Annotated in this window: 16 protein-coding genes and 1 pseudogene; 10 read left to right on the forward strand and 7 right to left on the reverse strand. The window is 35.4% G+C overall.

From position 1 onward, the window contains the following. Both GN157_RS01230 and GN157_RS01235 read right to left on the reverse strand, forming a co-directional pair. Positions 1–1,002, reverse strand: a pseudogene (locus GN157_RS01230) (hypothetical protein); the annotation flags it as partial. A gap of 892 nt (positions 1,003–1,894) precedes the next feature. Continuing rightward, a complete protein-coding gene (locus GN157_RS01235) occupies positions 1,895–3,079 on the reverse strand; it encodes a helix-turn-helix domain-containing protein (protein ID WP_157481325.1) in 1,185 nt (394 codons plus the stop codon). Between the two features lie 449 nt (positions 3,080–3,528). Between GN157_RS01235 and GN157_RS01240 the strand changes: the two genes are divergently transcribed. Further along, positions 3,529–6,549, forward strand: a complete 3,021-nt coding sequence (locus tag GN157_RS01240) for a ligand-binding sensor domain-containing protein (protein WP_157481326.1) — start codon at positions 3,529–3,531, stop codon at positions 6,547–6,549. On the opposite strand, the gene GN157_RS01245 is transcribed toward GN157_RS01240, so the two are convergent. Next, entirely contained in the window at positions 6,546–7,175 is a 630-nt protein-coding gene (locus GN157_RS01245) for a response regulator (protein ID WP_157481327.1), read from the reverse strand. The genes GN157_RS01240 and GN157_RS01245 overlap by 4 nt on opposite strands. A 474-nt stretch (positions 7,176–7,649) precedes the next feature. Between GN157_RS01245 and GN157_RS01250 the strand changes: the two genes are divergently transcribed. The 9 genes from GN157_RS01250 (at position 7,650) to GN157_RS01290 (ending at position 15,739) form a co-directional block, all read left to right on the forward strand. Beyond that, positions 7,650–8,531 carry an SDR family oxidoreductase gene (locus GN157_RS01250; protein ID WP_157481328.1) on the forward strand — a complete coding sequence of 294 codons (882 nt, stop codon included), beginning with the start codon at positions 7,650–7,652 and terminating at the stop codon, positions 8,529–8,531. Positions 8,532–8,664: 133 nt separating this feature from the next. Beyond that, positions 8,665–9,972: a T9SS type A sorting domain-containing protein gene (locus GN157_RS01255; RefSeq protein WP_157481329.1), complete on the forward strand. Its 1,308-nt coding sequence runs from the start codon at positions 8,665–8,667 to the stop codon at positions 9,970–9,972. Between the two features lie 172 nt (positions 9,973–10,144). Beyond that, the gene (locus tag GN157_RS01260; RefSeq protein WP_035135521.1) at positions 10,145–10,921 is read left to right on the forward strand and encodes a ParA family protein; all 777 of its coding nucleotides are present in this window, start codon (positions 10,145–10,147) and stop codon (positions 10,919–10,921) included. 4 nt (positions 10,922–10,925) lie between these two features. Continuing rightward, on the forward strand, positions 10,926–11,828 hold the full coding sequence (locus GN157_RS01265; RefSeq protein WP_157481330.1) for a ParB/RepB/Spo0J family partition protein: 903 nt from the start codon (positions 10,926–10,928) through the stop codon (positions 11,826–11,828). Next, positions 11,828–12,397, forward strand: a complete 570-nt coding sequence (locus GN157_RS01270; RefSeq protein ID WP_317163492.1) for a DUF5683 domain-containing protein — start codon at positions 11,828–11,830, stop codon at positions 12,395–12,397. The genes GN157_RS01265 and GN157_RS01270 overlap by 1 nt, the downstream gene beginning before the upstream one ends. 3 nt (positions 12,398–12,400) lie before the next feature. After that, on the forward strand, positions 12,401–13,102 hold the full coding sequence (gene dapB / locus GN157_RS01275) for a 4-hydroxy-tetrahydrodipicolinate reductase (protein WP_157481331.1): 702 nt from the start codon (positions 12,401–12,403) through the stop codon (positions 13,100–13,102). A gap of 44 nt (positions 13,103–13,146) precedes the next feature. Continuing rightward, entirely contained in the window at positions 13,147–14,703 is a 1,557-nt protein-coding gene (lepB, locus tag GN157_RS01280; protein WP_157481332.1) for a signal peptidase I, read from the forward strand. Positions 14,704–14,844: 141 nt separating this feature from the next. Next, entirely contained in the window at positions 14,845–15,099 is a 255-nt protein-coding gene (locus GN157_RS01285; protein WP_317163493.1) for a four helix bundle protein, read from the forward strand. Positions 15,100–15,124: 25 nt separating this feature from the next. Beyond that, entirely contained in the window at positions 15,125–15,739 is a 615-nt protein-coding gene (locus GN157_RS01290) for a WbqC family protein (protein ID WP_157481333.1), read from the forward strand. Between the two features lie 6 nt (positions 15,740–15,745). Here the strand turns inward: GN157_RS01290 and GN157_RS01295 are convergent, their stop codons facing one another. The 4 genes from GN157_RS01295 to mutL are packed head-to-tail and all read right to left on the reverse strand — an operon-like array spanning position 15,746 to position 20,388. After that, positions 15,746–16,783, reverse strand: coding sequence for an endonuclease/exonuclease/phosphatase family protein (locus tag GN157_RS01295; RefSeq protein WP_157481334.1), 1,038 nt, complete (start codon positions 16,781–16,783; stop codon positions 15,746–15,748). A gap of 26 nt (positions 16,784–16,809) precedes the next feature. Next, on the reverse strand, positions 16,810–17,730 hold the full coding sequence (locus GN157_RS01300; RefSeq protein WP_157481335.1) for a rhomboid family intramembrane serine protease: 921 nt from the start codon (positions 17,728–17,730) through the stop codon (positions 16,810–16,812). A 1-nt stretch (position 17,731) separates the two neighbouring features. Next, the gene (locus tag GN157_RS01305) at positions 17,732–18,481 is read right to left on the reverse strand and encodes a rhomboid family intramembrane serine protease (RefSeq protein ID WP_231749021.1); all 750 of its coding nucleotides are present in this window, start codon (positions 18,479–18,481) and stop codon (positions 17,732–17,734) included. Further along, the gene (mutL, locus tag GN157_RS01310; RefSeq protein ID WP_157481336.1) at positions 18,478–20,388 is read right to left on the reverse strand and encodes a DNA mismatch repair endonuclease MutL; all 1,911 of its coding nucleotides are present in this window, start codon (positions 20,386–20,388) and stop codon (positions 18,478–18,480) included. Before mutL ends, GN157_RS01305 begins: the two co-directional genes overlap by 4 nt. Positions 20,389–20,392 lie beyond the last annotated feature (4 nt).

A 20,392-nucleotide genomic window follows, 5' to 3' on the forward strand; every position in this document is an offset into this window, starting at 1 on the left:
GGTTCCTGTATTTCCTTCGGCTAACCATAGCTCGTAAGCACTTTGTCCATCAGTACCATTTGTTCCTGCTGCACCATCGGCTCCGTTTGCTCCAATTAACGACGTTAAAAAGTCAGTGATGGTTCCTGTATTTCCTTCAGCTAACCATAACTCGTAAGCACTTTGTCCATCAGTACCGTCAACTCCGTTTAATCCGGCAGGAAGTGTTACAGTTACAGCTGTACCTTCCTCATTAGTATAAGTAACAGTTCCGTCACCATTATCAACTAATGTGGTTACTGTTTCATATTGCGTTACAAAATCTGATATGTTAATTACGGTAGTTTGCCCAAGTTCATTTGTAAAAGTTATTGTACCAGCATTTACATTTGCAACAATACTTGTTACTGCCTGATTATCCTGAATTATACCTGCAAGATTAATATTGGTTTGGTTACCGTTTTCATCTGTATAAGTAATAGATCCGTCAGCATTTTTAACTAAAGAAGTTAATGTCTCGGCATTTTGTACCAATGTAGGCAAATCAATAACAACCGGATTATTATTCTCATCCGTATACGTAAGTGTATTAGTTATTTGATCGTACACTAAAGTAGTTAACGTTTGATTACTTGGTATATCGATAACCGTTACTACTCCGTCTTCACTGGTGTAAGTATAAGTACCGTTACCATTATCAATAAGCGTGGTGATGGTTTCGTTAAGGACATCAACATCAGTTAAAATCCTGTTCCATTTATTATCATACCAATAATAATAGCCAGGGATTACATCTGCTATTTTTGAAGTATTGTAAACTAAAAGGCTTGAAACGTTACCATTTGTAATGGTTGCAGTGTCTGTCGTATCTGTTAGGGAAACCTGTGGTATTAAAATACCTTTATCTTCAGATACAATTTCGAGTTGTGCAGAGGCATTAGGGCTGGAGGTACCTACACCTACCTGCGCGTTTGCAGCTGCCGCTCCCAGTAACAAGACCAGGGCAGACAATAAGTTTTTCATCGTCATTAGTAATTAAATTTCTTTTTGGGTTTTGATGTCTAAAAGTCTTTGGGGAAAACTTTTAAATATTTTACGGTATTTGTGGGGGCAATTTTGTAATTTACATCTCTGTTTATAGATTTATATTAGACATATTTAACATCTCATTATATCATAACATATAACAAAGTCTTAAATACTGCCTTATGTAAATTCCAATTTTTAATCACCCGGACGGGGTTGTCCTAACAAACCCACATCACCTCTTGCAGCATGTTCTTTTTTGTTTCAAAAAACTGTAAAAAGCATTAACCAATACTTAAATTATTTTACAGATTTTTTACTCCTCAGGGGAAAAAATCAGGAACGGTTACTTTTTGGGGGCAGTTATCGTTCTCTGTTAATAAAAACTTAATTTTCTGATGCAAATGTCTAATTTTAAATCGCATATGGCGTAAAAAATAATTGGAAAAATAGCTTTCCCAATTATTTGAACATAGACAAAATATAGAATTCAAGCTTTAATTAAAGTTTAATACACAAACAATTATAATATTTACAAAACAATTATTATTTTACGTTATTTTTTACTCCAAACAAGCCACTTCTAAATCTTATAGAAACAAAAAATAATCGAGAATACACTTAAATCAAAGAAGTCAATTAAAACAAAATAATAAACACCCAATAAGAGTTGCACCACTAGCACCACTTGGTGAGAAGTTGCGATATATTATTTTTAGGATATTTAAAATAACACGAATAAAAAAGCCGAACTTTTTAGGTCCGGCTTTTAAAGATAGTATATGGAATTGGTATTTGGTGGTCTTAAACTATAAACACGTGTGTAAATTATTTTTATTGTAATTGAGATTAAAAGAGATTACTAATTTTTCAATACTCTAAAAAAACATTATGCCACGCCCTCCTTCTTAGTATAGTCTGACGGGGTACAACCCATGATATTTTTAAAATGTCTGTTAAAGGAAACTTTAGAATTAAATCCACTCTCAAAAGCAACTTCTTCTATTGTCATTTCACTTTCATTATGCTGAAGCAACCCACACGAATAACTTATACGATATTTATTAATGTATTGATTAAAATTTTCACCTATGTAAACATTAAATAATTGCGTAAGATGGTGCTTAGAAAGTTTCATTTTCTCTGCTAGCACCTCAAGAGAGATATCGTTATCAAGATATACTTTTTCATCGTCAAAAAAGTAATTCAATTTTTCTTCATACACTTCAAACATACTTTCGTTAAGTGCAGATTTAGCATATTTTTGAGGTGAATTTTTTAACGAAATAACATCCTTACTTTCTGTATTTACATCAATTATATTGTTAGATATACTTTGAGGATGTGAACTTAAACTTTCAACTAATCTATTACCCTCTTCCTCATCTGTTCCTTTACTAAAGTCATCATTTGCCGATCGTATATAAGCAATAAAACTATATACTTTATATCTAAAGGCTATAGCTACCATAAACAAGGCAAGTAAATAAAGAATTGAACTGAAAATTATAGGGTTAACTTTATCGGTATTTAAAAATTCTTTAATGAGATAAACTGAAGAGACAGTACTCACAAGTATAACAAGAACTGACGAAAAATTTAAAAGCTTACGAGCTAAAGGATCATTGTCGTGTTCATTTTTATCTTTATCATATAAAAGTGCCCAAACAGAATAAGATGTCATCGATACAAAAACCGAAAGAAACATTATATTATTATATGTCGGCAAATAATCATTTAAGGAGCTAAATTCATTTACAATGAGATAAGCAAAACAAAAAATAAAAGACGGGATAAAATGAACATAAACCGCTTTTCTAGAAAACTGATTATTAATACGTGAGTTTACAGCATAATATTTAAACGGGCCATATGTCAAAAAGAAAGGCACTGCCATGAAGGTATAATTACCACCTGCATATATACTAACTAAGGCAAATAATGCCTGCAGTGATGCAAATACCAAAAAAGCATTACATATCCTGTCGAATAATAAAACCGACTTTATTTGCGACGCAATATAAAGTGTAGCTGCTGTAAGAACAAGCAGTCCAATTAATACTAATTCAATCATAACAAATAATCATTTTTGCACGTATGCAGTTAAAGGATTACTATGCTTATCTTATACAATTCAGTTAAAAAAATCAGTTACATAATTAAAATTTTTCTGAAATAAATACACGACAATATACCAAGCGATTAAACCCGGAAATAATCATGAATAAATTCAGACTAAAACTAATCTACTTCTGTCTTGTAAAGTTTAGTATCAGATTGATGAGCATTATTGAAATTAAATGCCTTTAAAACTTTTAGGGGGGATTTTAAAAACATAGCATTAGTAAATTAATTTTTAGTTGTATTTTTATTTAATGGGGCGATGCAAATCTATGTATTAAATTTATATCATTGCATAAAATTATTTTTTTAGTTCTGTAGAATTATTTCTACAAATTAGGAATTGATCAAAAACATACAATAAATTTGGTTGATTTATAAGTTAAATTCATAGCCCCCGAAATGAATTATTTTCAATCTTTTATCTTATTGCTGCTATGCGTTGGCTGTAATACTATTAGTGCGCAGGAAAAGTTCCTGCATACTTGGTATTCAGCCGATAGTAACAACCTGCCTCAAAATACGGTTAACTCAATAGTAAAAGATAAATACGGCTATATATGGTTATCTACAGAGAATGGTATTGCACGATATGACGGACAAACATTTGACATTTACAACTCTGAAAATATTCACGGGCTCATATCAAACAGAATGCGACTTTTTAGCGGTATACCTGAAAAAGACAGCATTAATTTATTAAATGAAAGCCATCAGTTTTTACTGATTAATAACAGAAAAATTAAAAACCTCAACAAAAGAATATCTGAGCCTTATAAATCGGTTAAAGAAATAATTGAAAGCAATCACAACCCTGTATCATCATTATCATTTACAGAAGACTGTGAATATATAGACATTCAGGCTAACCAAAATTTATACATAATAGGAAACGACAGTATAAAACGGTACAACAAGCAAACAAATACGGCTGTAGAAATTGCCTACAAATATCCGGCTAACTCTCAGTTTTATATAATTAACTCATCACTTTACCTGAACACTAAAGACAGTAAAGCCATTGTTTTTGATTCAAACCTTAAAACCAAATCTGTAGAATACGACAGAAAATTTTCATCTCCTTATTTCATCTTCACCAACAATGCTGCCAGGCAATCGTTTATTTATACCCAAAAAAAGCTCTACTATTTAAAACCTCATAATAACTCAATAAAAACCGTTTTGGTTTCAGAAGACTTCGATATACCTCATAACAACATTATATCCTTTTTATATGACGAGTTCTCTAAAAAACTATATCTGGGAAGTGCTAATAAAGGATTGCTCGTAGTAAGAAAAGTAGGTTTTAATCATATCATACCCTCGCTTCCTCATACTATAGGTACAGATGGTGTATACTATGCCCTTTCGGATATTGGGCAAAACAAAATTTTAAGCAGTACCGGGGAAATATTTACCTCAAAAGGTTATAAAGAAATTACCGATATGGCTGGCTACTCAGACAAATACATGATGGTAGTTGATAATCATGGGGATGTTTGGACTAAACACAGCAAGATACTGTATCGTTTTAAAAAAGACTCTGATTATAAATCTTTTGACAAATGGACTCTTGATGTAAGCATTACAGCAATGACGAAGGCCCCCGACGGAAAAATATGGTTTGGAACATTAAATAAACCTAACATAAAGGGTGGATACCTTTACTATATTGACCCTAAAGACAGGCATTGCCGCCCTACTGTTTTCCTGAGAGTAAAAGAGGCTGCTGCCTCTATCAATGTACCTAACAACACTACGATTTGGACAGGAACATGGAAAGGACTAAGCAAATATGATATAAAAAGTAAAAAATGTTATAAAATACCCGACTTCCCCAGTTGCAATGTACGATCACTATACGTAGAACCTACCGGAGAAGTATGGGCCTCTAGTTATGGTAAAGGCTTCTTCCTTTATAAGCATAATAAAACCACTCAGTTCCCTCCCGATAAAAACCAATACCTGTTAACCAGTCATTGTATAATGGAAGACAATAACGGCTTTTTTTGGATTACCACAAACAAAGGTATATTCCAGATTAAGAAGCAGGACTTGTTAAACTATGCCGCAAAGGAATCTGCCGGTATATATTACCACAGTTACAATAAAAACTCAGGCTTCCCTAATAATGAGTTTAATGGCGGATGCCAGCCTTGTGGTGTATACCTTAAAAACCAAACAATATATTTCCCTTCAATGGAAGGTATTGTTTTTTTTAATCCGGATGATATATCCCCTATTGTACCAAAAAACCCTCTATATATTGATGAAATTGTAGTAGATGATAAAACACTACACACCTGTGAAACAATTGAGTTGGAGCGCAATTTTGGCCGATTAAACTTTATAGTAAACAGCCCTTATTTTGGTGAACCCTATAATGAAAATATTGAGTTTATGCTGGAAGGTCCGGTTAATCAGCAATGGACTGTACTAACCGAAAAAACAATATCATTCTCAACCCTACCACCAGGAGAATACATTCTAAAAACAAGAAAACTAACCGGATTCGGTTCAAAATGGACCTATAAAAATGTAGCATTCTCCATAAATCCTGCATTTTGGCAAACAACCTGGTTTCAGTTATTCATCCTAATTGTTGGCATCCTGCTAGTACTGCTTTTCATTAAACTACGTATAAAATACATACGCTACAAAAACACTGTACTGGAAAGCAAAGTTATACTGCAAACTTCACAACTGCAGGAAACTATACTAACACTAAGAAAAACAAAAGATGACCTGAGTAAACAAATTGATAATCATAAAAAGCTTATTAAGTCCATAACTCACGATATCAAGAGTCCGCTTAAGTTTCTTTCCATAACAGGCAGGTACCTGTATAATAATATAGATACTAATCAGGACAGCTTGAAAGAGAACCTGCAGTCTATATACACCTCATCATTCCAGCTGTATCATTTTGTAGATAACTTTTTAGAGTACGCAAAAGAAACAAACATTAACAACGATGAGTCTACACCTTACTCTTTATATCAACTGGCTGAGGAGAAAAAAGACTTTTTCAAAAACATAGCGCTTGCCCAAAAAACACATATTCAAAACAATATACCCCAATACTTTACAACTACTATAAACCGACATTTGTTATCTATCATACTGCATAACCTTATAGATAATGCTACAAAAAACACAACAGAAGGACTGGTTATAATAAGTTGTACTACAGAAAAAAATGGGTTAACCTTGTCTATTGAAGACAGCGGAAAGGGAATGACCAACAAAGAGCTTGAATACTACAACAAAATACTTCAGGGTAACTTAATGCAGGAAGAAACCTCAACTAAAGGAATGGGATTACCAATGGTTGCAGAGCTTGTTCATATTTTAGAAGGAAAAATAAATATTGCCCGCACTCAAAGTGGCGGAACAAACATTATAATAAACTTTATTGTTTAGCTCTGCTCCCGGTACATTTTAAACTTCTCTACCAGCGATACAACATTATTAATACCCAGCTTATCAAATATTCGGCTTTTATAGGTACTTACTGTAGACATTTTAATATCTAATCTGTTGGCAATTTCAAGATTACCCTCTCCCCGTGCCAGCAAATCTGCAATTTCAAGTTCTCTGTTAGAAAGACTATCTAATGGATTATCGGGTATTTTATTAATTACATTTTCAAATATGCGTTCCTTTACTCTATTACTAAAGTACCTCCCGCCCTGTAATATCTCGGTTACGGCTTCTACTATTTTTTCTTCAGAGCTAAGCTTATTCAAATAGCCATCAACTCCTGCATGCAGGTATCTTAAAGCATATTGTTCTTCATCAAAAGCAGAGAACATCAAAATTTTTGTAGCAGGCTGCAAATCCTTAACCCTACTAATCATCCCAACACTATTGCCTCCCGGCAAATTAATATCAAGAAGAAGTAAGTTAACAGATTGCTTCCTCAATTTCACTACAACTTCCTGAAAACTGTCTGCGTGATATATTTCAATGGTCTTGAACGCTTCCCTCAAAATCAATGCTACACCCTGCCTTACAACACTGTGGTCATCGGCTATCAATATATTCATACTATTTTTCGTTATACGGTGGGGATATAACTTTGTTTGATAAAAGTACTCAAAAATTCAAAAAAAAACATAAAAAGAAAATTAGACAATTTAGTTTTTAGTAAATTTTTAACTATAATATACTAAAGTAATCTTACTTCATATACAATATTCGCAGGTTTTAAACTCAATTTAACCTAAATCATCAAAAACAAAACCTCATTTTTTTCAAAACCATGAAGTTTATCATTAAGTTGATTATCTCAAAAAAACAACTTATACACTGTACATTTCTTCAAAATATTAAAAACAAATATTCTCAGGAAATAACCACAAAGGCTTTTCCGGAAAAAATAAATAAAAAATAACACTAAATAAACACTTAAAAAATAAGCTATTGATTTTATTTCCTTTAATTTTTAATATGCATGCATAAAAAATTTATTCAAGCCAAATAATTTGTAACTTGGTAAAAAACTAATTCAGAATTAAATTATGAACTATACTAATAAAATGCTTCGTGATAACGCGCTTGAGGGTAAAGTGATTGTTGTTACAGGTGGCGGTAGTGGCCTTGGTAAATCCATGACTAAATACTTTATGGAACTGGGAGCAAAAGTTGCTATCACATCAAGAGATTTAGAAAAACTACAAAACACAGCTAAAGAACTGGAGCAGGAAACAGGAGGAACTTGCCTGGCAGTGCAATGTGACGTTCGCCATTATGAAGAGGTAGAAAATATGCTTCAGGCTGTTTTAAAAGACTATGGTAAAGTAGACGTACTGCTTAACAACGCCGCCGGCAACTTTATCTCTCCTACCGAAAGACTATCGGCAAATGCATTTGATACCATTATAGATATAGTACTTAAGGGCTCTAAAAACTGTACGTTAGCCTTTGGTAAACACTGGATAGACACTAAACAGGAAAACACAGCAATACTTAATATAGTAACCACCTATGCATGGACAGGATCTGCTTACGTAGTACCAAGTGCCACAGCAAAAGCAGGTGTACTTGCCATGACCAGAAGCCTGGCTGTAGAATGGGCCAAATATGGCATTAGAAGTAATGCCATTGCACCAGGACCATTCCCTACAAAAGGTGCTTGGGACAGATTATTACCGGGCGATTTAAAAGAAAAATTCGATTTAGCTAAAAAAGTTCCGCTTAAACGCGTGGGAGACCATCAGGAACTGGCAAACCTTGCTGCCTATCTGGTTTCAGATTACTCAGCCTACGTAAACGGCGAAGTAATTACCATAGATGGTGGCGAATGGTTAAAAGGTGCAGGACAATTTAACCTGCTTGAAGCAATCCCCGAAGAAATGTGGGATATGCTTGAAGCAATGATTAAAGCCAAGAAAAGCAAATAGTTATAGTAACACATAAAAACACAAAAGCCCGAAAATTAAATTCGGGCTTATTTTTTTTATTCTATTTAGAATAGGTTTAAATAAAAACAATATATTTGCATCATTATTTTAAATCAATCTAAATAAAAAAACAATGAAAAAAGCTTTACTTTCATTAGCTTCTATTGTACTTGGGTTTTCAGCAATAGCCCAAGAAGTAGACGAAAACGGATATACAACCGTAAATGTTTCTATGCAGCCGGCTTATGCTAATCAGGTATATTTTAAGTTAGAAACAAATACACAAACCCCTGCAGTAACATCAAGCTGGGATATTGCCTTTCAAAAAGCAGGTGGTATGAGTCTTGGTGCTGTAAGAGTAAATGACGGGAAGGTTACCTGTTTTGAAGCATCTGCAGATATTACTGCTTGGGAAAGCATAGATGTTGCTAACGAAAGCAACTGGACACAGCTTTACAATTCAGAAACAGAATGGAGCACAGGTGCTTTTGATAACGGTAGTGAAAACACTCCATCATTTGGTTATGGTTGGGGTGTGTATGACATGACAACACACCACGTTACAGGTACAAGAATTTTTGTACTTAAAACTTCGGCTACTAATTACAAAAAAATAATTCTTCAGGATCTTGATCCAATGGCAGGTACATTTACATTTAAATATGCAACATGGAACGGCACAGAATGGTCTGAAGATGAAACTACTGTAATTGACTTCTCTGAAAATGAAGGAACAGAATTCATTTACTATTCAATGGAAACTAATAACACCGTAACAGTAGCACCTGCTGATACTGACTGGGATTTTGTATTCAACAAATACTTCGGAGAAGTTAGTATGGGAGGTACAGACACTGTTATGTATTCTGTAACCGGAGCTCTACACAACAGCAACACAGGAATCACTGTAGCAGTTAAAGATGAAGCAGGAGAAACTTCAGAAGATATTACATTACCTGCAGATGAAGATTATACCGAAGACATTAATACTATTGGTGACGATTGGAAAGCATTTGATCAGTCTACCATGTCGTATACCATTCCTGAAAAAACATACTATGTTAAATATGAAGACGGAACCGTATACAGAATGTACTTCCTTACATTTGAAGGGACATCAACAGGAAACCTAAGCTTTAAATACAAAAATGTATCATCTTCATTAGGAACAGGTGATTTTGATATGCTAAACACAAACTTTAGCTTATACCCTAACCCGTCATCAGACAAGAATGTAACGCTAAACTTCAGCACTCAAAACACTGATGCAAACCATGCAAACATAACTGTATATTCAATTACAGGAAGCATGGTTTACAATACAGTTATTACAAACGGGCAGCCACAACAAATAAATCTTTCTGCACTTAACTCAGGTTTATACCTTGTAAAGGTACAGGCAGGTAACTATACTGATACTAAAAAACTTATCATTAAATAACCAAAACAACCAATTAACCTTTCCGGAAAAGCCGATAATTAAATTTATCGGCTTTTCTGCGTTATTACAGGAAACACGGGGCAATAGCAAAACAAAAATTAATGTTAACAAATTCCACTTTCAAAAACCATAAATAATTGTATTTTTACGGTTCTAAAATTATTAAACATTCATGGGTAAGATCATTGCTATTGCTAACCAAAAAGGTGGCGTAGGAAAAACGACAACTTCAGTAAACTTAGCCGCAGCGCTGGGTGTATTGGAAAAAAAAGTATTACTAATAGATGCTGACCCTCAGGCAAATGCCAGCTCTGGGCTTGGCATTGATGTAGAAACTGTTGAGAGAGGCACCTACCAGATACTGGAACATACCAATACTCCGGATGAAGCTACTATTGACTGTAACGCTCCTAATGTTTCGGTTATCCCGGCACACATAGACCTTGTGGCTATTGAAATTGAGCTTGTGGATAAAGAAAACAGAGAATACATGCTTAAAACTGCGCTGGAAAGCGTTAAGGATAAGTATGATTATATACTGATAGACTGCGCCCCTTCTTTAGGACTTTTAACACTTAATGCCTTAACGGCTGCAGACTCTGTGGTTATTCCGATACAATGTGAATACTTCGCACTTGAAGGTTTAGGCAAACTACTTAATACCATTAAGAGCGTACAGAAGATACATAACCCTTCACTGGACATTGAAGGACTGTTACTTACCATGTATGATTCACGCTTAAGACTGTCTAATCAGGTGGTTGAAGAGGTACAGAAACACTTCAACGATATGGTTTTCAATACCGTTATACAACGTAACGTGAAACTTAGTGAAGCGCCAAGTTTTGGCGAAAGCATCATTAACTATGACGCAACAAGCAAAGGTGCTATTAATTACATTCACCTTGCAGAAGAAATAATAAAGAAAAACACACTAGTACAACAGTAGGTTCATGACAAAAGCAATTAAAAAACAAGCACTTGGAAGAGGATTATCTGCATTATTAAAAGATCCGGAAAACGACATCAAATCGGTTGAGGATAAAAATGCTGATAAGGTTGTTGGTAACATAATAGAGCTTGAAATTGATGCTATAGAAATTAATCCGTTCCAACCAAGAACAAACTTTAACGAAGAAACACTACAGGAACTAAGCACCTCCATTAAGGAACTGGGTGTCATACAGCCTATTACCGTTAGAAAACTGGAATACAACAAATACCAGCTTATATCGGGAGAGCGTCGTTTACGTGCTTCTAAACTGGCAGGCTTAAACACTATACCTGCTTACATTCGCCTTGCAGACGATAATGAATCGCTTGTTATGGCTCTTGTAGAGAATATTCAGCGTCATGACCTTGACCCTATTGAGATTGCCCTTTCTTACCAAAGGCTTATAGATGAAATCCAGCTTACTCAGGAACAAATGAGTGACCGTGTGGGTAAAAAGCGTTCTACAATTGCTAACTACCTGCGTTTATTAAAACTGGACCCTATAATCCAAACTGGTATTCGTGACGGCTTTATCTCTATGGGACACGGCCGTGCCATAATTAATATTGAAGATCAGGACGCTCAGGCAAATATTTACCAGAAAATAGTTAGTGGAAACCTATCGGTTAGGGAAACAGAAGCACTGGTTAAAGCTTATCAGGAAAGCCTGAAGCCTGAAAATGAAAAAACTACCGTAAAAGCAAACTCTTTTGCAGTAGAAGACGAGCAGAAAAATACAATCACTGAATTCTTTGGCGCAAAAGTTGATGTAAAGGTTGATGCAAAAGGTAAAGGTAAAATCACCATTCCTTTTCACTCAGAAGAAGATTTCAAAAGGATTATTAAACTTATCAAAAGTTAGTGAAAAACATACTGTTCATATTTATCTTTTTAATTACTTCGGCTTCATTTGCGCAGGAAAAAGAGAACGACTCCCTGCAGCTTACAATGAATACCGATGTTACTTTAAACAAACATGTCCATCAGGATCCCTTAGCACCGTCTAAAGCAGCATTTTATTCGGCTGTACTACCGGGACTTGGACAGGCTTACAATAAAAAATACTGGAAAATACCTATTGTATATGCTGCAATAGGTACTTCCCTGTATTACTATTCCTGGAACAACAAAAAATACCACGAGTACAGGGATGCCTACAAAACACTCTTAGCAGGCGGCACCGTAACAGGAGAACTTGCCGACATTGGCGAAGACAGACTTATTAGAGCCCAAAAGTTTCATCAAAAAAACAGAGACCTCTCAATGCTACTAGCATTGGGATTTTATGTTTTAAACATTGTTGAAGCCAATGTTAACGCCCACCTTATGCAGTTTAACGTTAGCGATAACTTATCGCTAAGACCTCAACTGCAACAAAACCAAATTGATTACAAACACAACATGGGATTAACCCTTAGTTACCAATTTTAATATATGAAAATTGCACTTTTAGGCTACGGAAAAATGGGAAAAGTAATCGAAAGGATTGCTTTGGAAAGAGGCCATGAAATTGTATTACGAAAAACAAGAGACAATTCTTTTGACGGACTTGAAAATGCCGATGTAGCAATAGAATTCAGTATTCCTGATGCAGCCGTTGAAAACATATCACAATGCCTTAATAAAAATGTACCTGTAATATCGGGAACAACAGGCTGGCTTGAAGAATACCACAACATAGTTAAACTGTGTGAAGAAAAAAAGGGAGCTTTTATTTATGGCTCTAACTTTAGCCTTGGAGTTAATATTTTCTTCCAGCTAAACGAATATCTTGCTAAAATGATGAGCAAACTGGAGCAGTACAAGGTATCTATGGAAGAGATTCACCATACTCAAAAACTGGATGCTCCAAGTGGTACTGCTATCAGTTTAGCAAAAGGAGTTATAGAAAACAGTAACTACTCCAGCTGGGCACTTAGTGATGCTAAACAGGATGAAATACTTATTGATGCCAAGCGTATAGAAAACGTTCCGGGTACGCATTCGGTATTCTATGATTCAGAGATTGATTCAATCGAAATTAAGCATACAGCACACAGCCGTGAAGGTTTTGCACTGGGATCGGTAGTCGCTTCCGAATGGATAATTGGTAAACAGGGTATCTTTACCATGAAAGATGTTTTGGATTTAAAGTAACATTTTTACCAAAAGACATACATATATAAAAAAACAATTTAAAGATGACTTTACTACAGTGGTTTATTTTTTTCCTGGCAGTACAGGTAGTACATTACCTTGGAACCTGGAAACTTTACAAAAAAGCAGGTAGAAAAACATGGGAAGCAGCAGTCCCTGTATACAATGCAGTTATACTGATGAAAATAATAAGAAAACCGGTTTACTGGGCTATCTTGTTATTCATCCCCATTGTTAACCTTATTATGTTCCCTGTAGTATGGGTACTTACATTAAAGAGCTTTGGTAAAAAATCATCTTTAGATACCATTTTAGGAATCGTAACCTTAGGGTTTTACATATACTACATAAACTATGTTGAAGATGTAAAATATATCACTCAGGAAGAATATGATGCCGAAAAGAAAAAAGAAAGCACTTTAGGCTCATTATTATTTGCTGTTGTAGTCGCTACTATAGTACATACCTATGTAATGCAGCCGTTTACCATACCTACAGCTTCCCTTGAAAAAACATTACTTATTGGTGACTTCCTTTTTGTAAGTAAATTTCATTATGGTGCCCGTACACCAATGACTGCTGTTGCTGCACCAATGGTACACGATACTTTACCTGTAATAGGTAAATCATATACAAACTGGCCTCAACTCCCTTCATTCAGGTTCCCTGGTTTTGAAGAGGTTGAAAAAAATGACATTGTAGTATTTAACTGGCCTACTGATACCGTTAGATATTTTGGAGACACAAAATCAATTGGCTTAAGAAAACCTATCGATAAAAAATCGAACTATGTTAAGCGATGTGTAGGTACACCGGGAGATACACTGTCTATTAAAAACGGCACTGTTTATATTGACGGAAAAGAACTTCAGTTATCAGACAGGGCTAAGCTTCAGTATTTCCATACTATATACATTAAGCCCGGAACACTTTCTACACAACAGGTATACCAAATACTTCATGAAAACGGTTCAACCGAATTCGGACAGGTTAATTCAAAAAGTACAGTTTTTGCAAACCTTACTTTAGAAGGTGCTGAAAAAATCAAAAGTATTACAGGTATTGATTCTATAGTAAAATACATCAACCCAGCCGAAGGCACTAAAACATTCCCTCACACCAAACCTTCATGGAGCGGTGATAATATGGGACCTGTTTATATACCTGAAGCAGGAAAAACAGTTACACTTACAAAAGAGACACTTCCTTTTTACGAAATGATTATTAAGGAGTATGAAGGTAATAAACTTCAGGTGATGGGTGATGAAATCAGGATAAACGGAGAAATAGCCACATCATACACCTTTAAACAAAACTATTACTGGATGATGGGTGACAATCGTCACAACTCATTAGACAGCCGTTACTGGGGATTTGTACCGGAAGACCATATTGTTGGTAAACCTGTATTCATTTGGATGAGCCTTGATCAAAATGTACCCTGGAAAAACTTTAGCAAAAAAGTACGCTGGGAAAGAATGTTTACTACTGTAAGCGGTGAAGGCAAACCGGTTTCTTACTTTAAGTACTTCCTTATACTACTTGCCGGATGGTTTGTATTTGATTACTTCAGAAAGAAAAAGAAAAAAGCAAATAGTTAATTTGATTTTTGTTTATTGGTTTATTTGATAGTTGATGTATACATATTCTTTTGAAAAATTGGAGGTATGGATAGAGGCTAAAGAGTTTACAAAAAACTTTATAGCGTAACTAATAGTTTTCCGGATTCTGAGAAATTCAGTTTGGTTTCACAATTAAGGAGAGCCTCGGTTTCTGTATGTTCAAATATTGCCGAAGGATCTGCAAGAAATACAAACAAAGACAAAGCACATTTTACCACAATGGCATTTGGATCGGCAGTTGAAGTTCTAAATCAGATAATAATATCATTTGAATTAGGCTTTATCAACAATAATGTATACCAAGAACTTAGACTATTAATAGAAAGTATTACAAACAAATTAAATGCATTACGCAACTACCAAATAAACAAATAAGCGTATTCACAAACAGACTTTCATAATGAGCATTTTAATACACCCTACCTACTTCCCTTCTATCAGTCACTTTGTTGCTATGACAAAAACAGATAAAATTGTTTTTGAAGCAGAAGATAATTTCCAGAAGCAAACAAACAGGAACAGGATGTATATATACAGCCCTAATGGTATACAGCTTTTAAACATACCGGTAAAACATAATACCGACAATAAACATCAAAAGTTTAAAGACGTTAAAATAGAGCCTGCTTTTAACTGGCAAAAACAGCATTTTAAATCACTTGAAGCTGCTTACCGAACCTCACCCTTCTTCGAGTATTTTGAAGACGACATAAGGCCTGTATTCGAGAAAAAACATACCTTCATGATGGACCTTAATTTCCAGATAATGGAAATCGTTACAGATTGTCTTGGAATGGATTTCTCTTATGAAAAAACTGCAGAATATTTTCATGAAGTTGAAGGTATACAGGACTTACGACATCTTGCAAACGGAAAAAAAGATCCTTCTCAGTTTGAACCTTACACACAGGTTTTTGAAGAAAAACACGGCTTTATAAACAACCTAAGTATACTTGATCTTTTATTTAATGAAGGTCGTTATGCTATGGAGTACTTAAAAAATCAGGAGCTGTAAAAATAATTACTCCTTATCCTTTTTCACAAAAGCCAGTCTTGATATTATAGGGTAATGATCAGAATTTACAAACATGTCATATGTTTTAAATTCTTTTACATGCAATCTGTTATCAGCAAATATATAATCTATCCTTGCAGGGTAGTATTTGTAGTTATACGACTTCCCAAAACCGCTACCTGCCTCTTCAAACGAATCTTTTAAATCTCCCCTTATGCTTCGGTAAACATAAGAAAAAGCACTGTTGTTAAGGTCTCCGCAAATAATCATTGGGTAGTGACAGTCTTTTTTATGCTGCTGTACTATTTCGGCCTGTAATTGTTGCTCTTTAAAAGCCTCACTTAAACGCCTGAATATTATTTTTGATTTCTCCTCATCAATTTTCTCATGAATATCCGGGCTTATTTTAACCGATTGCAAATGCATACTGTAAAACCTTAATGTATCTTTACCTTTTGTTACATCGGCATATATAACACTGTTACCCGTATTAGGAAAAGTAAGACTCCCCGTATTTAAAATAGGAAACTTTGAAAAAAAGGCATGTTGGCTCTTCCCTTTTTCCTTATATATATAACGATATTCAAACTGCTTAAATAAGTCGTTCCCCTTTTTATTATACTCCTGTAAACAAACTACATCAGGTTTTCTTTCCTTAACGAAATTATCTATTTTTTGAGGCACAAGAGTATCGTCTATCCATTTGTACAAATTGAACATCCTTACATTATAGCTCATCACTACAAAATCATCGGGAGTTACTTCTTCTTTGTCAGATGAGAATCTGTACAGTTTACTAACAAAAGTAATCCCGAGTAACAGTACCAAACCCGAAAGCAGCATTTGTCTTTTGGTTTGCAGCAACCAGTACATAAAAAAGATGAAATTAAGCACCAGCAGCAAAGGCAATATTAAAGTAAAAACAGAAAGTAACGGAAATAACTTAGGCGCCAAAAAAGGTAAGACATAAGCAAGGAACGTCAGCACGGTTAAAACCATGTTGATAAAGTACATTAGCTTATTAAACCAGGAAAGGTTTTTCATGGGGAAACCCGGTTATTTATTGGTTGTTATTTGCCTACTTTAAACAAGAATTCTTTCTCTTCTTTAGTCAGGCTGTCATAGCCTGACTTACTAATCTTGTCCAGTATATCATCTATTTTTTGCTGTGTAATATCTTTAGACTGCTTTGCGAAAGTTGAACTTGCTGTACTCCTGTTATTAGTCGTAGCAGTATTTTTATTTCTGTGTACTTTTTTAAACGGGGTAGACTTTTTAGGTTTAAACAAGTTAGCAAAAAAATCGATTATCACTGTTATTATACTGCTAAGATCGGTTCCTCGTTGTAATAACCTTATATAAATGTATCCAAACAAAGCTCCGGAAAGGTGTGCTATATGCCCGCCAGAATTGCCACCGGAAGCCTGGATAAGATCAAGCACTACATAGAATAACGCAATATGCCACAATTTAAGTGTACCTATAAGCGGTAACCTAACAGGATAATAAGGCGCATATACAGCCGATGCTATTAAAATAGTCATAATAGCTGCCGATGCCCCTACCATTTTTGCCTGAGACAACACTAAGCCCGGAAGCACATTAAAGCTTAAAATAAATATTAAGCCTGCAAACACACCTCCTAATATATAGAGACCAAAAAACTGTTTTTGTGTAAAGAAGGTCAGGAAAAACCTGGCAGAGAAATACAACATAAGCATATTAAAAAGCAAATGAAGTACGCCTGCATGTAAAAACATATAAGCTATTAACGACCAGGGTTTCCATAGTAAATCGGCCGGGTTAGAAGATAAACTAAGCCAGTCAACCCCTAAACTATTCCAGTTTAAAAAAGACAGGTTAGCACCAAATAAAGGAAGTACCCCAAACAGAATCATTGGTATGGCAAACAAACCTATATTCCAAAATATAAGTCTTTGTGTAATACCTCCCATACGGTACTCCATTTTTAAGTCGTCTAAAATTCCCATATTAATTCCATCTATTATTTTTAAACTGATGATTTTTCCAATACAGCATCATAAGGAAACCTATAAGTGCTCCTCCTACGTGTCCAAAATACCCTACTCCACCTGCAGCTCCTATAATCATTTGTCCTTTAAAACCTGATATTAAATCTCCTATTATATAAAAAGCAATAAGATATTTAATTTTTACAGGAAGAACAAACATTAAATAAACCTCTCTGTTTGGGAAAAGAAATGCAAATGCAGCCAGAACCCCATATATGGCTCCGGAAGCACCTATACCAATCACCCTATAACTCATAAGGTTATTAAACTCTCTTAGAGTAAGAATCTCCTCCCATTTAACCATGGATTTACCTTCATTCAACACAGCCAAAACATCTGCTTTATTATAACCCTCGGTTGCCAAAATATTTAAACTATCATGAAAAGCAAAATATGATATTCCCTGAGTTGCTAATATAGCGCCTACACCACAGGACAGATAGAAAAACAGGAATTTACTCCCTCCCCATTGATCCTCAAGCGACGGACCAAAGAAAAACAGAAGCAGCATATTAAAAAATATATGGCGTATATCAGCATGAATAAACATATAGCTAACTATTTGCCATGGCTTAAAAGAAGGATTACCAAAATAATGAAAGGCTAAATACTCATAAATTATACTTTGGCCAATTATTATTTTACCTACAAAGAAAATTATATTTATAATTATAAGTTGTTTTACAACTTCGGTCATTCTAAACATCATAGGGCAAATCGTTTATCTAAATCTTCTACGCTTAGTGTAATAAAAGTAGGTTTATTAAAAGGTGAAACTCCGGGCTCCTTGCAGGCAAAAAGCGCATTTACCATAGTTTCCTGCTCCCTCTCGGTCAATATTACTCCGGTTTTAACTGCCAGGCTTCGTGACATTGACTTTGCAATGCTGTCGCTTTGGCTAAAACTGGTATCGGGCACTTCCTGTTCTAAATCATTAAGCAGCTCTTCAAGCAGTATGGAAACCTCACTTTCGGCAACATTTACCGGAAGTCCGGAAACCACTATATGGTCGTCGCTAAATTCATCAAAAACAAAGCCAGTATTTTGTAACGATTCCTTCATTTCCTTTATTATGCCAAGTTCACTTTTATTAAAGTGAAGCGTTAGCGGGAACAACAACTGCTGACTTGAACCATGCTGAACTGTAATATTAGCTAGGAATTGCTCATACAGCACGCGCTGATGTGCCCTTTTCTGGTCTATTATCACCATGCCCGACTTAATAGGACTTACGATATATTTTTTATGTATTTGGTATGTTTTATGAGCCGTTTGCTCTACTTCCTCATCATTAAACAGCGAACCTGTCACTTCTTCCGATTCAAAGCTTATTTCGGCAATTTCGTCAGTCGATGTATTCAGTCCGTTATACAGGCTCTCCCACGATGGCATCTTATCCTTTTTGAAGGAAGGTGAAGAATAGGACGATGAGGAGGAAAAAGACGATGACGAAGAGGAGCGCGAACCACCTCCTGAAAAGGATTGTGTTGGTTTATCATCACTATCATCGGCAAACGGGTTAAAGGTAGAATCTACCTGAATAGTAGGCATACCTACATCTTTCTTTTCATAATCGTAAGGAGTATCCAGCGTGGCATCCCTGTCAAAATCCAGTACAGGTGCTACGTTAAACTGCCCTAAACTATGTTTTATAGCCGAACGGAGTATGGCATAAAGCGCATGCTCATCGTCAAACTTTATCTCAGTTTTTGTTGGGTGAATGTTAATATCAATAGTATTAGGCGGAACATCAAGGTACAGGTAATACCCCGGTTGTGTACCGTCTTTAAGCAAACCTTCGTAAGCAGCCATTACCGCATGGTGCAGGTAGGCACTTTTTATAAACCTGTCGTTTACAAAAAAGAACTGTTCTCCCCTGTTTTTCTTGGCAAATTCGGGTTTGCACACAAATCCGTTAATACTAACAATCTCGGTAGTTTCGTTTACAGGGACAAGCTTTTCATTGGTACGTCCGCCAAAAATATTTACAATACGCTGGCGTGTGTTTGAAGCCGGAAGGTTAAACATTTCGCTTCCGTTATGTATTAAAACAAAGTGAATATTGGCATGTGCCATGGCAACACGTTCAAACTCATCTACCACATGGCGAAACTCAACCGTATCTGACTTTAGGAAGTTTCTCCTTGCCGGAATATTAAAGAAAAGATTCTTAACCGAAAAAGAAGTCCCCTTTGGCAATACCGCCACATCCTGACTTACAAATTTACTTCCCTCTATAACGATATGTGTACCCAGCTCGTCCTGATCCTGTTTGGTTTTCATTTCCACGTGGGCAATAGCCGCTATAGAAGCCAACGCCTCTCCCCTAAAACCTTTTGTACCCAGGGCAAACAAATCTTCTGCATGGCGTATTTTTGAGGTTGCATGGCGCTCAAAACACAGCCTGGCATCGGTAACGCTCATACCTTTACCGTTATCTATAACCTGAATAAGGGTTTTACCGGCATCTTTAACTACAAGTTTTATCTCTGTAGAGCCCGCATCAACCGAATTTTCCATTAATTCTTTCACCACCGAAGCCGGTCTTTGTACTACCTCTCCGGCAGCTATCTGGTTGGCAACGTGGTCAGGAAGAAGTTGGATTATACTCGACATTAGA

The sequence above is a fragment of the Flavobacterium rakeshii genome (genome assembly GCF_009741375.1).
In the GTDB taxonomy this organism is placed as follows: domain Bacteria; phylum Bacteroidota; class Bacteroidia; order Flavobacteriales; family Flavobacteriaceae; genus Flavobacterium; species Flavobacterium rakeshii.